Here is a 12,946-nt window from a genome sequence, read left to right as displayed (position 1 = left end):
CGGCGCGCCCAGCGTTTGCTCGAAGGGCGATTGGTCAGCTGGCGCCCGTTAGCGCCCCGAGCGCTGTGACGAAGAACAGATCGAGCGGTCCCGAATGGCCGTAGACACGGGCGCGAGCAAGTGCACCCTGGAAGGCATCGACGAGGGCGGCTGCGACCTCCGCGGGGTCGCGATCAGACGGGATTTCGCCGCTGTCCCGGGCGCGGCTCAGGGCCCCGGTCAGGGCGTCGGTCCACTGATCGAAGCCGGCCCGGACCGCGGCGATCAGCCCTGCGTATTCCGGAGAGATGCCGGTGCTGAATGTGCTGAGCAGACAGCCCGACAGGTCCGCCGGGTCGCGGCGGGCGACCAAGCGCTCGAAATGGCGACGAACGGCTGTCAGCCCCGAAAGCTCGGCATCGGCCAGTCCGTCGAGGTCCAGCGTGCCCACGTATCGGTCGACATGCGCTATCGCGAAGTCCTCTTTGCTCGGGAAATGGTTGTAGAAGGATCCCTTCGGGACGCTGGCCGCCGTGACCAGGTCATTGACGCTCGCGCCCTCGAATCCGCGGGCCAGCCACACGCCGAGCGTCCGCTCGACAAGTTGGTCTTTGACACTTGGCCTGCCCACCTCCCACACGATAGGCCGATTGCCCGACGCAGCCAAAACGACCGGTCGTATGGGAATTCAAGACGACTGGTCATATACTCGCGGCATGGCCATACGGACGACAGACCCAGCCGAAACGTATCTGCGCACCTGGACGACGGAGCAACCCCGGTGGTTCACCCGGGCGGACGGGAGCCGGCTGCGCTACATCGCGGCCGGTGAGGGCCCGCCGGTGCTGCTGTTGCACACGGTTCGCACCCAACTGGACTACTTCCAGCGCGTGATTGCGCCGCTCGCGGAACGCCGCCGCGTCTATGCCCTGGACTTCCCGGGCATGGGCTGGTCGGACATCCAAAAAGGGGCGACCTACGACCACGACGACCTGCAGAGCGCCGTCGTCGAATTTGTGCGCGGGCAGGAGCTGACCGGCGCGACCCTGGCAGGAGAGTCGATCGGGGCGGCGATCGCGCTGACCGCGTCGGTGGAACTGGGTCAGCGGGTGGTGCGCGTGGTCGCGTCGAACACCTATGACTACCCCCAGGGCTTGGAGCGGGCGAACCTGCTGGCGCGCGTCATCGTGTCGTCGGTACGCGCCCCGCTGGTGGGGCCGGTCTTCGCCGCGTTGGAAAACAGGCCGATCCTCAAAGGCATCATGCGCGGCGGATACGCCGACCCTGCGCAACTGCCGGAGCCGTTCCTCGACGAACTCGTGAGGGTGGGGAGCAGACCCGGGTATGCGCGCGTCGCGCGCGCGATTTACCGCAACCTGCGCACGTTGATCGCCGCCCGGGATCGCTATGCGTCAATCACCGCTCCCGTGACGTTGCTCTACAGCGACGGTGACTGGTCGCGCGAAGCAGACCGTGCCGGCACCGCCGCCGCCATTCCGTCGGCATCGGTGCACACCGTCGCGCACGCCGGCCACTTCTTGGCGCTGGAGAAGCCGCGGGAATTCGTCGCCGCGGTGCTTGGCGAACACCTCTGAGCGACAATGGGGTTCGCGCAATGCGCGGCGCGGACCTGCTCGACGTGGCATCCTAGCCCAGCAATCCCGAGTCCCGGATCGCCTCGGCCAGCGGTTCGAGGACGGCGGGGTCGTGCGGCGCGGGGAGATAGATGATGCCCAGATTCAATCCCTCCGCGGCCAGCCCGGCCGCGTCGGCGACGACCTTGCCGTAATCCAAGTCGGGCTCCAGGCGCAGGTGCGCCGACAGCGTGATCTCTTTCGGATCGCGCCCGATGTCAGCGCAGTGCGCGGCAAGCACGTCGCGCTTGTGGGCGAACACGTCGGTTGGGCCGCCGACGAAGTTCCAATGCTGGGCGTAGCGTGCGGTGATGCGCAGGGTCCGTTTTTCCCCGCTGCCACCGATGCAGATCGGTGGGTGCGGGCGCTGCGGGCCCTTAGGCTCGTTGCGTGCGCCCTTGAGTTGGTAGTAATTCCCGTCGAAGTCGGTGATCGATTCGCTGAGCAGGCTGGTCAGCACCGCGCAGGCCTCCTCGAACCGGTCGAAGCGTTCCTTGACGCTGCCGAGCTCAATGCCGTAGGCGCCCGATTCCTCCTCGTTCCACCCGGCGCCGATACCGAGCTCGAGACGCCCGCCGGAGATGATGTCAAGTGCGGCGGCCATATTCGCCAACACGGCTGGATGACGGTAGTGGATGCCGGTGACCAGGGTGCCCAGGCGCAGTCGCTGGGTGGCCTGCGCCAGCGCGGTCAGCGTCGTCCAGCCCTCCAGGCAGGGCCCGCTGCTGTCGGAGAAGATCGGGTAGAAGTGGTCGAAGGTCCAGCCGGACTGGTAGACATCGATGTCGTCGGCGGCCTGCCATACCGCGAGCATGTCGGCCCAGGTGGTGTTCTGCGGGGAGGTTTTGAACGCGAATCGCATACGCCCGACGTTAGTCGATCTTTATGAAGCGCAACTATACTCATCCGGACCATGACGAGCGCGCTCGGAATCGACACCAAGATCACCCTGCTGTCCGCCGGCCTGATCTTTTTGCTCGCCCTCGTTCTCGGGGTGTGGAAATACCGGCAGATTCTGGCGTCCGACGACCACCGGGCCCACCCCTATGTCGACATCGCGCACCGGGCGGCGTTGCTGTATTCCTTCGCGACCCTGCTGATCGCGGTGTTCGTCCAATTCAGCGTCTGGCCGACGTGGGTCAACCTGACGGCGGCGATGATCGCCGTGTTCTTCTTCGTCGGGGCAATCGCCACCTACATCCGGCACGGTGCGCGGCGCGCCACCGTCAACCAGTTCGACAACCCGTCGCGGGGCACCGGGCTGGCCATGACCCTGCTGATGGTCGGCGAGATCGGCGGATTCGGTGTGATTCTCGCCGGGTTCGTCTACGGGCAGCTGCTGTAACACTGGAGCCATGGACCCGGTGACCGCGCTGCGACAGATCGCGTATTACAAGGATCGGAGCCGGCAGGACCCCAAACGCGTGATGGCGTACCGCAATGCCGCCGACATCGTCGAGGGCTTAGACGACGCCGAGCGGGAGCGGCACGGGCAGGACAACAGCTGGCAGACGCTGCCGGGCATCGGGCCCAAGACCGCCAAGGTCATCGCGCAGGCCTGGGCCGGTCGCGAGCCGGACGCACTGATCGAATTACGCGACGCCGCAACGAATCTCGGTGGCGGCGAGATCCGGACCGCGCTGCGCGGGGATCTGCATCTGCATTCGAACTGGTCGGACGGTTCGGCCCCGATCGAGGAGATGATGGCGACCGCGGCCGCATTGGGCCACGAGTATTGCGCGCTGACCGATCATTCCCCGCGGTTGACGATCGCCAACGGCCTGTCGCCGGAGCGGTTGTGCAAACAGCTCGAGGCGATCGACCGGTTGCGCGACGGGTTCGCACCGATGCGCATCCTCACCGGCATCGAGGTGGACATCCTCGAGGACGGCAGCCTGGATCAGGAGCCCGAGCTGTTAGAGCGGCTGGACGTGGTGGTGGCCAGCGTGCATTCGAAGCTGTCGATGGATGCGGCGGCGATGACGCGGCGGATGGTGCGTGCGGTGTCCGGTGGCCACGCCGACGTGCTCGGCCATTGCACCGGCCGGCTGGTCGCGGGCAACCGGGGCATCCGGCCCGAATCCAAGTTCGACGCCGAGGCGGTGTTCACCGCGTGCCGCGACTACGGAACCGCGGTGGAGATCAACTCCCGGCCCGAGCGCCGCGACCCACCGACGCGGCTGCTGAAGCTGGCGCTGGAGATTGGCTGCGTGTTCAGCATCGACACCGACGCCCACGCCCCCGGTCAGCTGGATTTCCTGGGCTACGGGGCGCAGCGCGCGCTGGACGCCGGGGTGCCCGTCGACCGGATTGTCAACACCTGGCCGGTCGACCGGCTGCTGGACTGGACGGCGGCGAACTAACAGCGCCGACGCTCACGGCTCAGACGCGCGCCGGTGCGGCGGTCTCGGGAACAGGGGCGGCGCTGCGAGCGCGGCCGTGCAGGACATTGGCCGCGGCCACGATGGCGCACGTCGCTGCGGGAATGAACAGCGAGTATCCGCCAAGTTGAGAGCCGAACACGATCCCGGCGACGCCGCCGCCGAGGAACAGCAACAGCGTCGTCACCAGGATCGCGGCCTTCCACTTCTCGATCCCGTCTTGCCGGGCGCGCCCGAGCATCAGTCCGAGGTCGGTGACGGTTCCGGTGAAGTGCGTGGTGCGGATCGACATTCCGCGGAAACTCGAGGTCATCGCATTCTGCAGGCCCAGGGCGGCGGCGGCGAGCATCGCCTGGACTGCGGTCAGCTCGACTCCGAGGGCTTCGATCTGCGCCTTGACGAAGGTCTCTTCCACGCCGGCGGCGGCGAGCACGAGCAGTGCCGCCTCGATGCTGAGCACGATGGCGTGGCGCGGGCCTGCGGTCGCTCGCGTGGGCGCCAGCACCGCTCCGGCCATGGTCGCGCCGGCCAGGAAGCCGAGCAGGATCGCTGCAAGCACGTGCCCTTCGTACAGCCACGGATTAGCGGTGTTCATGCCCAGTTGGGTGGTGATGGCGGTGAGATTGCCGACCGGCAACGCCAAGATCAGCAGGGCCACCGCGTTGACGAACCCCGCGGACAGCGCGAGCACCGCGCTGTAGCCGAGCAGGAGACTTTCGCGGGGCAGCCCGCTGTCGCGGGCGTCGTCCGGCGGCGGCATGGGCTCTTCTCACTCACTTTCACGATCGGGTTCTGGGCAAGCCTACGTGCGGATCGTCCGGACACCGGGCTCGCGGCACATCTCAAATCAACCTCATATAATCGAATTAACAAGGGCGGGAATCGAATTGGTAACGAGGGTGATGTCGTCAGTCGGGAAGGTGTGGCATCTCTATACCCGAATCACGGCCGATCAACACCCCGCGGATGAGTGCGGACTTGCCGTAGCGCTGACGCACCCGATCGACCGCGGCATCTATCGCGAGCGGTTCCCCGTCGAACGGCAGCGTCAGCTGCTGGGCGCCGCTAAGATCGATGCCCGCCACCGCGAAGCCCACCAGGGTCAGACCGCGCTGCGCGATCAGGGGCGCCGCCGACGAGACGAGCTGCCGGGCGGCGTTCAGGATGGGTTGCGTCGACGAGGTCGCCCACGGCAGAGTGTGCGACCGGGTGGCCCGCGTGAAGTCGTCGAACCGCAGCCGCAGCACCACGGTGCGCCCGGTGCGCCCGGCGGCGCGCATGCGTCCGGTGATGCGGTCGACAAGGTTCACCACCACCGCGTCGATCTCGGTCGGCGACATCCGATTGCCGGCGCGGCCCAGCGCCCGCTGCGCCCCGACCGATCGGCGCCGCCTGCCGGTGGTGACCCGGCGGCGGTCGATGTTGCGCGACAGTGCAAACAGTTGGCGCCCCATCGCCCCATCGCCGCACCGACCAGCGAGCCCAGCGCGGTCTCGCTGAGCTCTGCGACGTCGGCCACCGTGTGGATGCCCTGCGCGGTCAGTCGCTCGGCGGTCGTTGCCCCGACACCCCACAGGCGGCGGACCGGCAACGGATGCAAGAAAGCCAGCTCGGCGTCGGGCGGCACGAGCAACAGCCCGTCCGGTTTGGCCTGTTGGCTGGCGACCTTCGCCAGGAATTTCGTCCGCGCAATCCCGACCGTGATGGGCAGGCCGACGCGATCGCGCACGTCCGCGCGCAGCCGCGCGGCGATCTGGACCGGGGTGCCGGAGACCCGGCGCAGCCCGGCAACGTCGAGGAAGGCCTCGTCCACCGACAGCGCCTCGACGATCGGCGTGGTGTCGCGGAACACCTCGAAGACGGCGTCGCTGGCCCGGGAGTAGGCGGACATGCGCGGCGGGATCACCACGGCGTGCGGGCACAACCGGCGCGCCTGCGCGCCGCCCATCGCGGTGCGCACGCCATACGCCTTGGCCTCGTAGCTGGCCGCAAGCACCACGCCGCCGCCCACGATCACCGGCCGGCCGCGCAGCGTCGGGTCGTCGCGCTGTTCGACCGACGCGTAGAACGAATCCAGATCCGCGTGCAGGATGGCCGCCTCGCCGGGCACGAACATATGTTCGCATAGCTGGCCGACAGGGTCGCGTTAGCCGGCCTCGCCGTAGATACTGGCGACCCAGATATGCACGAGGGTGTCGAGCACTTGCTCGTTGGGCACCGAGGGACGCTCGGCGGCGAAGGTCGTCAGCATCACCTTCTCGTTGAGCAGGTTGAGCGCGGCCGACAGGTGGTGGGCCGGCAGGGTGGCCGGGGCGGCGCCCCGGGCACGTTCGGCTTCGATGACGGTGGTGATGTGGCCGACCCACTTCTCCATGAACCGCGACCACAACTCGGCGACGTCGTTGTTGGTGCGGGCGGCCGCGGCGGCCAGCGACACCGCGCGATGCGCCCCGAACGTCTCGACGAACAGGTTGATTCCGATGCGCCACAGCGCCTTCGGATCTGCGGGCGGATTGGCGACCAGGTCCTCCAGGGCGGAGTCGGCCTCGATGATCACCCGCTCGAACAGGGTGAGCAGCACCGCGTCTTTGGACGGGAAATAGAAGTAGAAGGTCGGTCGGGAGATACCCGCCCCCCGGGCCAGGTCGTCGACCGAGATGTCAGCGATCCCGCGCTCGGCCAGCAGCCGCTCGGCGGTGGACAAAATGGCCTGTTCGCGGTCGTCGCCAGACGGCCGGGTGGAACGCCGGCCACGCGGAGTGCGGGTCGAACCGGCTGCAGTCACGTCCGCTACGTTACACAGGGTCGACTTTTTCGACACATCGTTGACGAATTCGACACAGCGTTGATAGCGTGGCCGCATGACTGAGCACCTCGACGTCCTGATCGTGGGCGCCGGAATCTCCGGCGTGAGCGCCGCCTGGCACCTGCAGGACCGCTGCCCGACCAAGAGCTACGCGATCCTGGAGAAGCGCGCCGCCATGGGCGGCACCTGGGACCTGTTCCGCTACCCAGGAATCCGATCGGACTCCGACATGTACACCCTGGGTTTCCGGTTCCGGCCGTGGACCGAACGCCAGGCGATCGCCGACGGCAAGCCGATCCTGGATTACGTCACGGGCACGGCCGCGATGCACGGCATCGACAAGCACATCCGGCTCAACCACAAGGTCATCGACGCCGACTGGTCCAGCGCGGACAACCGCTGGACGGTGCACATCGAGAACAACGGCACGCCGGACAGCATCACCTGTTCGTTCCTGTTCCTGTGCAGCGGCTACTACAACTACGAGCAGGGCTATTCGCCGACCTTCCTCGGCGCCGAGGATTTCACGGGACCGATCATTCATCCGCAGCACTGGCCGGAGGACCTCGACTACGCCGACAAGAACATCGTCGTCATCGGCAGTGGCGCGACCGCCGTGACTTTGGTTCCCGCACTAGCGAATTCGGGCGCCAAGCACGTCACGATGCTGCAGCGTTCGCCCACTTACATCGTCTCGCAACCGGCCAGGGACAAATTGGCCGACCGGCTCAACCGCTGGCTGCCGGAAAAGGCGGCCTACACCGCGGTGCGTTGGAAGAACGTGCTGCAGCAGATGATGCTCTACCAGGCCTGCCGGAGGCTTCCGCAGCGGATGCGCAGGACGTTGCTGGGCTATGTGCAGCGCCAGCTTCCCGAGGGCTACGAGGTGGAAAAGCACTTCGGCCCGCACTACAGCCCGTGGGACGAGCGGCTGTGCCTGGTGCCCAACGGCGACCTGTTCCGCGCGATTCGTCACGGCAAGGCCGAGGTCGTCACCGACGTCATCGACCGGTTCACCCCGCACGGCATCCGGCTCGCCTCGGGCGTGGAGCTGCCGGCCGACATCATCGTCACGGCAACGGGGCTGAACCTGCAGCTGTTCGGTGGGGCGACCGCCACGGTCGACGGTCAGCCCGTGGACCTGACCAAGACCATGGCCTACAAGGGCATGATGTTGTCCGGAATACCCAACATGGCTTACACCATCGGTTACACCAACGCGTCGTGGACGCTGAAGGCGGACCTGGTGTCGGAGTACGTCTGCCGGTTGCTGAACTACATGGACACCAACGACTTTGACACCGTCGTCGTGGAACACCCGGGCTCGGCTGTCGAAGAGCGCCCGTTCATGGAATTCACTCCGGGTTACGTGCTGCGCTCGCTCGACGAGCTGCCCAAGCAGGGCTCACGCACCCCGTGGCGGCTGAACCAGAACTACCTGCTGGACATCCCGTTGATCCGGCGCGGCAAGATCGACGACGAGGGCTTGAAGTTCTCCAAAAAGCCCGCGGCAGTGACGGTTTAGCCGGCCGCCGCGACGACCACGATGCCGTCGTCGTCGCTGTATGCGGTGTCGCCGGGGACGAACGTCACGCCGCCGAGGCTGACCTCGACGTCACGTTCACCCGCGCCCGTCTTGGTGCTCTTGCGTGGATTGGTGCCCAGCGCCTTGATGCCGATGTCGATGCCGCGCAGGGTGGCGGCGTCCCGGACCGCACCGTTGACGATCAGCCCGGCCCAGCCGTTGGAGCGGGCCAATTCGGCGATGAGGTCCCCGACTAGCGCGCTGTGCAGCGAACCGTCCCCGTCAATCACCAGCACTCCGCCCGCACTCGGTTGCGAAAGAATCGATTTCAGCAACGCGTTGTCCTGGAAACACCGCACGGTGGTGATCGGGCCGGCGAATTGCGAGCGCCCGCCGAACTGGCGGAACTGTAGGTCGCAGCTGCGGACGTCGGGCCCGATGCTGTCGACGAGGTCGGCCGTCGCGGTGAACTCGACGCTCATCCGCGGCGGCGCAGCTGGCGGATCAGCAGGAGCGCGAGCAGGCTGAGCGCCAGCGCAAACGCCAGCGGCAGCGCCGATTGGCCGGGCGTCGATGGCGTGTTGATCGGGGCGACCGGGTTGTTCGCGTCGTCAACGGTTGATTTCGCTTGCGCCGCGGCATCTTTGGCCGCGGCGGCAAGTTCGCCGTTGGACCCCAGCAGGTGTTGCAGATCCGCCGGCGGCGCCGGGGGCCTCGGTGGCTCCGGGGACGCGTGCTCGGCGGGTGCCTTTTTAGCGGCCGCCTTTTTGGCCGGAGCCTTCTTTGCGGCCGCCTTTTTGGCCGGTGCCTTTCTAGCGGGTGCCTTTTTAGCGGCCGCCTTGGCGGGCGGCCTCTTCTCCGGGGGCACCTGCTGATTGCCCGGCGGCGCCTGCTCGGGTGGCGTCGATGCGCCGTCGGGTTCGCTGTCGGGGTGATCTTGCGGGTCTGCCATGCGGCCGCTCCTTTGCAGCTATGTCTCGGCCTTTGTCAGCGCCACGGTCAGCGCCACGGTCAGCGCCCACGAAAGTTACTCGAGTCCCCATCATGCCAGGGTGCCGCAGGGCGGTTCACCTGCCGAGACGGTCAAGGTCGGCGCCGCAGCGTCCACCACGCGGCCGCGGCCATCAGCGCCACCGCCCCCAGCACAAACGGCCAGAGCGGGATGGCGCCGCCGGTATTGGCGGTCGCGGCGGGAGGTCCGGGCGTGCCGGTCCCGGCCACCGTCAGGCGAAACGACCAGGACCCGCAGACCACGTGGCCGTCGGCGGACGTCACCCGATAGTTCACGGTGTAGGTGCCGGCCGGCCCGAGTGGGCGCAGGCCGATGCTGACGACGGCGCCCTGCACGCGCGGCTCGCCGGTAGACCAGACGTTGGCGTCGGGTCCTACGACGGTCATCGCCGCGAAGGTGGTCTGCAATCGTTCGTTGAACACCGCACTCACCCGGTCGGGACCGGTCGTCAGCGCCGCGTCGTCGGCCGGGGCGGTCGACACCCGGGTGGCGTGCGCAGCGGCGGCCGGCGCGGCCAGGGTCGCGGTCAATGCCACGGCGACCAGCAGCGTGGCCGCCCACGCGATGGCCGCGAGGCGCCTCATGCCCTGCGGCGGATCAGCACGAGACAGCTGCCCACGGCCGCGGCCACGATCAGCGCGGCGCCGCCCAGCAGGCGCGCGGTGTTGTCGGCCTGGTCGCCGTGGTCGGTCGGCCCGCTGGCGTGGTCGTGGTGGTGCTCGTGGCCCGTCGCTGGCCCCGCGGCGAGGGTCAGCGTCGGCACCGGGTGTTCCGGCTCGCCGCCGCCGGGCAGCGGCGGCTGGTCCCACTTCACGACCGAGCCGTCGGCGTAGGTCTGGGTGGCGGGGAAGCTGACGGTCTCGGTGTCGGGTAGTTGCACCGCGAGCAGGAACAGCGCGAACTGGTCGGCTGGAATCCCCCCGCCGGGGGCTGCGGTCCAGGACACCGAGTGCACGGTGCCGGACGCGGCGTCCCGGTCGAGCTTGGCCGTCCACCCGGGCATGGTTTCGGTGCGGGCCGATGCGACGTCGGGCAGCGTGATCGTCAGCCCGGTGGTCGCGGCGCCCTTGTCGGATTCGTTGGGCACCTGGAACGTCACGATCGCCATCGCGCCACGCACGGCGTTGTCGCTGTTGGCGTGCACGTGCGCCCAAGCCGTCGGGACGGCCACGGCCGAGCCGGCGTAGAGCACGCCCGCCGCGACGACCGCGAGCAGGACGCGTGAGATCCAGTTCGGCTGAAATGGCATGTCGGCGGGCGGCTTTCAGGCCAGCCCGAGCCGGGCCAGCAGGTCCGCCTCGATGCCGTCGAGCTGCGAGGAGATCGCGGCGTGCGCGTCCCGCCGTCGGGTGGCGGGCATGTTCTCCGCGGCGGTGATGGCCGCCGCCAGGTCGCCGAGCCGCTCGGAGATCGCCGACACAAACTGCCGGGTCTCGGCGTCCTTGGGCTTGCGCTCCTGCACCTGCCGCAAGGACCTCTCCGCCCCGGCGATGCGGGCCGACAGGTGGGCGCCGTGGCCGGAGAATTGGCCGATCTGAGCCAGCGGGATCCCGAGCTGATCGGCGCGACGCTGATCGATCAGCGTGCGAACAGTGGTGGCTCCTCGATAGATCAACGGCGTCAGGATGGGCGCCAGCAGGCGCGACACCGTCAGCACCCGGCGGATCCGCGTGGGTGACAGCACCTTCCCTTCCCGGGCCGCCTTGAGTTCCGCCTCGGCGACCTTGAGCGCCGTGCGGTCGGTCTCTCGCTGGGATCGGATCTGCGCCTTGAGCGCCTTTTCCGCGGCACGGCGATCGCCCTTGATCCGGCGCACCTCGTTCTTGGCGGACAGCTTGGCTTCCAGCTTGGCGCGGGCCCTGATCGCTCGGGCCTCGGCACGGCGCGTCGCGCGGCTCTTTCGTTTGCGGAACAGGCCCATTCCTGGCCGCCTCCCGGTATCTCGTGGACTGTCGCTCTCGCGTGTGCGGATCCGTGCGGCCAACCCTAATCGGCATGCGCCGACAGCAGCCCAACAGGTCGGGCCGTGGCCGCCGTGGGCTCAGGCGTCGAGGTGCTCCGCGCGGCGCAGCTCGTTGACGCGCTCCACGATGTCCTGCTGAGCCTGGGGCGACAATCCGACGGCCCGCACCGCGATGCGGCGCACCCCGTCTTCGCGCACCGCCGCCAGCCACGCCAGCTCCTTGTCGAGCTTTTCGTAGTACTCGTCGTCGGTGAAATACGCCGGCTTGATCCGGAAGAAGTTGGCCAGCGCCGCCATGGTCGCCGACGACGGGTTGGTGCGGTTGCCGGAGCGTAGCTGCGACAAGTAGGGAGCCGACATCGTGATGCCCTCGGACTTGAGCGCCGCGATCACCTCCGCGGACGTGTGCGGCCCGCGTCCGGGCGGATACACCGTGTCGAACAAGCGGTTCAGGCGAGCAGCGAACGTCGTGCTCATCGATATAACCTCCACTTGGCTGTAGAAGTGAACTATTACCTAGGTGTATTTGCTGATCATGGTACCGAGTGTATCCGCCCCCGACCAAGTGCAAATTAGAGCGGGTTCGCTGGTGTCCCTGGCAAGGGTAGCTGAGTCCGCACTGGACGAGCGTCCAGCTAAATCACGCGAGTGTCCATAATGTGAGCGAAACTCACAGGTTATCCGCAGAAAGAAAGCACGCCGGACCGACGTCGGCGGGCGCCGTGCGGGGGCCCGGCGATGATATCGGGAGGACAGGATCGGGAGATGCACCGCAACCCCTTGACGCCGGCGACCATGCAGGTGCGGTCTTTGCTACCGAGGCCATGTCACGCGCCGACGCGGGATCGCGATCCCGGAAAACGCCCCGCGGAGACAACTCTGGGGCCACTGCCGAGTACGGCGAAAGTGCGGATGCGGTGCGATGCGCACCTCAGACGATTTCCGGCGACCTCCCGGCGATCGGAGCCGGCGTTCGGCGTCGGCGCCGTGTTTGCGCCCAAGCCGCTGCCGCGGCGGCCACGGCCAGCACCGAGGTGACGGCCACAGCCACCGGCCGCCAGCCGAGAGCGGCGTCGAACAAGATCCACAGGCCGAACACTGCGAACAGCAGGCCGGCTAAGACATGCAACAGCCGGCGCGGCAGGCGACGGTGCAGCAATACCCCGATTCCGATCGCTAAACCATCGGCCAACACCATGCCCAGCGTCGCGCCGATCCACACTCCGACCCAGTCGTGGCCGCTGGCCAGCATCAGCGTGGCCAGCGCCGTCTTGTCGCTCATCTCGGCCAGGACGAAAGACGAGATCACCGCCAGCAGGGCGAACCGATGTTCTTCGGTGGACGAGACGTCGTCGGCGCCGGTGCCTTCGCGCCAGGCCCAGACAGCGAAGGCGAGAAAGGCGAACGCGGAGACGAACGCCAGCGGCCGTGCGGGCAGTGCGGTGCCCAGGAAGTGGCCGACCGACACCGAGACTCCGTGCGCCAGAAACGCCGCGATTGACACCCCGGTCAGCACCACCCACCATCGGTAGCGCAGCGCGTAGGTCATGGTGACGAGCTGCGACCTGTCGCCGAGTTCAGCAAGGAAGACCACCCCGAGGCTTAGCAATGTCGCGTCGGGCATCTGCGACGACCTTTCGACACGT

Annotated in this window: 15 protein-coding genes and 1 pseudogene; 4 read left to right on the top strand and 12 right to left on the bottom strand. The window is 67.9% G+C overall.

The features are described from left to right. Positions 1–34: 34 nt before the first annotated feature. A complete protein-coding gene (locus MSG_RS24415; RefSeq protein ID WP_142404484.1) occupies positions 35–610 on the bottom strand; it encodes a TetR/AcrR family transcriptional regulator in 576 nt (191 codons plus the stop codon). Positions 611–695: 85 nt separating this feature from the next. Here MSG_RS24415 and MSG_RS24410 point away from each other — a divergent pair, with 85 nt between their 5' ends. Then, a complete protein-coding gene (locus MSG_RS24410) occupies positions 696–1,574 on the top strand; it encodes an alpha/beta fold hydrolase (protein WP_096443739.1) in 879 nt (292 codons plus the stop codon). Positions 1,575–1,626: 52 nt separating this feature from the next. Here the strand turns inward: MSG_RS24410 and MSG_RS24405 are convergent, their stop codons facing one another. Further along, positions 1,627–2,475, bottom strand: a complete 849-nt coding sequence (locus MSG_RS24405) for an LLM class F420-dependent oxidoreductase (RefSeq protein WP_096443737.1) — start codon at positions 2,473–2,475, stop codon at positions 1,627–1,629. Between the two features lie 51 nt (positions 2,476–2,526). Between MSG_RS24405 and MSG_RS24400 the strand changes: the two genes are divergently transcribed. Both MSG_RS24400 and MSG_RS24395 read left to right on the top strand, forming a co-directional pair. Next, positions 2,527–2,958, top strand: a complete 432-nt coding sequence (locus tag MSG_RS24400; RefSeq protein WP_096443735.1) for a hypothetical protein — start codon at positions 2,527–2,529, stop codon at positions 2,956–2,958. A 10-nt stretch (positions 2,959–2,968) separates the two neighbouring features. Further along, positions 2,969–3,976, top strand: coding sequence for a PHP domain-containing protein (locus MSG_RS24395; protein ID WP_096443733.1), 1,008 nt, complete (start codon positions 2,969–2,971; stop codon positions 3,974–3,976). 19 nt (positions 3,977–3,995) lie between these two features. On the opposite strand, the gene MSG_RS24390 is transcribed toward MSG_RS24395, so the two are convergent. From MSG_RS24390 to MSG_RS24380, 3 genes and pseudogenes are all read right to left on the bottom strand, one after another. Continuing rightward, positions 3,996–4,754 carry a YoaK family protein gene (locus MSG_RS24390; RefSeq protein ID WP_096443732.1) on the bottom strand — a complete coding sequence of 253 codons (759 nt, stop codon included), beginning with the start codon at positions 4,752–4,754 and terminating at the stop codon, positions 3,996–3,998. Positions 4,755–4,902: 148 nt separating this feature from the next. Then, positions 4,903–6,110, bottom strand: a pseudogene (dinB, locus tag MSG_RS24385) (DNA polymerase IV). A gap of 30 nt (positions 6,111–6,140) precedes the next feature. Beyond that, the gene (locus MSG_RS24380; RefSeq protein ID WP_096444792.1) at positions 6,141–6,779 is read right to left on the bottom strand and encodes a TetR/AcrR family transcriptional regulator; all 639 of its coding nucleotides are present in this window, start codon (positions 6,777–6,779) and stop codon (positions 6,141–6,143) included. 76 nt (positions 6,780–6,855) lie between these two features. Between MSG_RS24380 and MSG_RS24375 the strand changes: the two genes are divergently transcribed. Then, a complete protein-coding gene (locus tag MSG_RS24375) occupies positions 6,856–8,325 on the top strand; it encodes a flavin-containing monooxygenase (RefSeq protein WP_096443730.1) in 1,470 nt (489 codons plus the stop codon). Here MSG_RS24375 and rraA read toward each other — a convergent pair. The 7 genes from rraA to MSG_RS24340 form a co-directional block, all read right to left on the bottom strand. Further along, the gene (rraA, locus tag MSG_RS24370) at positions 8,322–8,807 is read right to left on the bottom strand and encodes a ribonuclease E activity regulator RraA (protein WP_096443728.1); all 486 of its coding nucleotides are present in this window, start codon (positions 8,805–8,807) and stop codon (positions 8,322–8,324) included. The genes MSG_RS24375 and rraA overlap by 4 nt on opposite strands. Next, positions 8,804–9,277 (bottom strand): Rv3852 family protein, encoded by a 474-nt coding sequence (locus MSG_RS25960; RefSeq protein ID WP_142404483.1) that lies wholly within the window; start codon positions 9,275–9,277, stop codon positions 8,804–8,806. Before MSG_RS25960 ends, rraA begins: the two co-directional genes overlap by 4 nt. Before the next feature lie 131 nt (positions 9,278–9,408). Then, positions 9,409–9,921 (bottom strand): copper resistance CopC family protein, encoded by a 513-nt coding sequence (locus MSG_RS24360; RefSeq protein ID WP_096443724.1) that lies wholly within the window; start codon positions 9,919–9,921, stop codon positions 9,409–9,411. Next, on the bottom strand, positions 9,918–10,586 hold the full coding sequence (locus tag MSG_RS24355; RefSeq protein WP_096443723.1) for a YcnI family copper-binding membrane protein: 669 nt from the start codon (positions 10,584–10,586) through the stop codon (positions 9,918–9,920). The genes MSG_RS24360 and MSG_RS24355 overlap by 4 nt, the downstream gene beginning before the upstream one ends. A 15-nt stretch (positions 10,587–10,601) precedes the next feature. Next, a complete protein-coding gene (locus MSG_RS24350) occupies positions 10,602–11,258 on the bottom strand; it encodes a DUF6474 family protein (protein ID WP_096443721.1) in 657 nt (218 codons plus the stop codon). Positions 11,259–11,378: 120 nt separating this feature from the next. Next, a complete protein-coding gene (locus MSG_RS24345; protein WP_096443719.1) occupies positions 11,379–11,777 on the bottom strand; it encodes a transcriptional regulator in 399 nt (132 codons plus the stop codon). Positions 11,778–12,231: 454 nt separating this feature from the next. Continuing rightward, positions 12,232–12,924, bottom strand: coding sequence for a TMEM165/GDT1 family protein (locus MSG_RS24340; protein WP_096443717.1), 693 nt, complete (start codon positions 12,922–12,924; stop codon positions 12,232–12,234). Positions 12,925–12,946: the final 22 nt, after the last annotated feature.

The organism is Mycobacterium shigaense (assembly GCF_002356315.1).
Taxonomy (GTDB): Bacteria; Actinomycetota; Actinomycetes; order Mycobacteriales; family Mycobacteriaceae; genus Mycobacterium; species Mycobacterium shigaense.
This window is presented reverse-complemented; position numbering and strand designations above follow the sequence as displayed.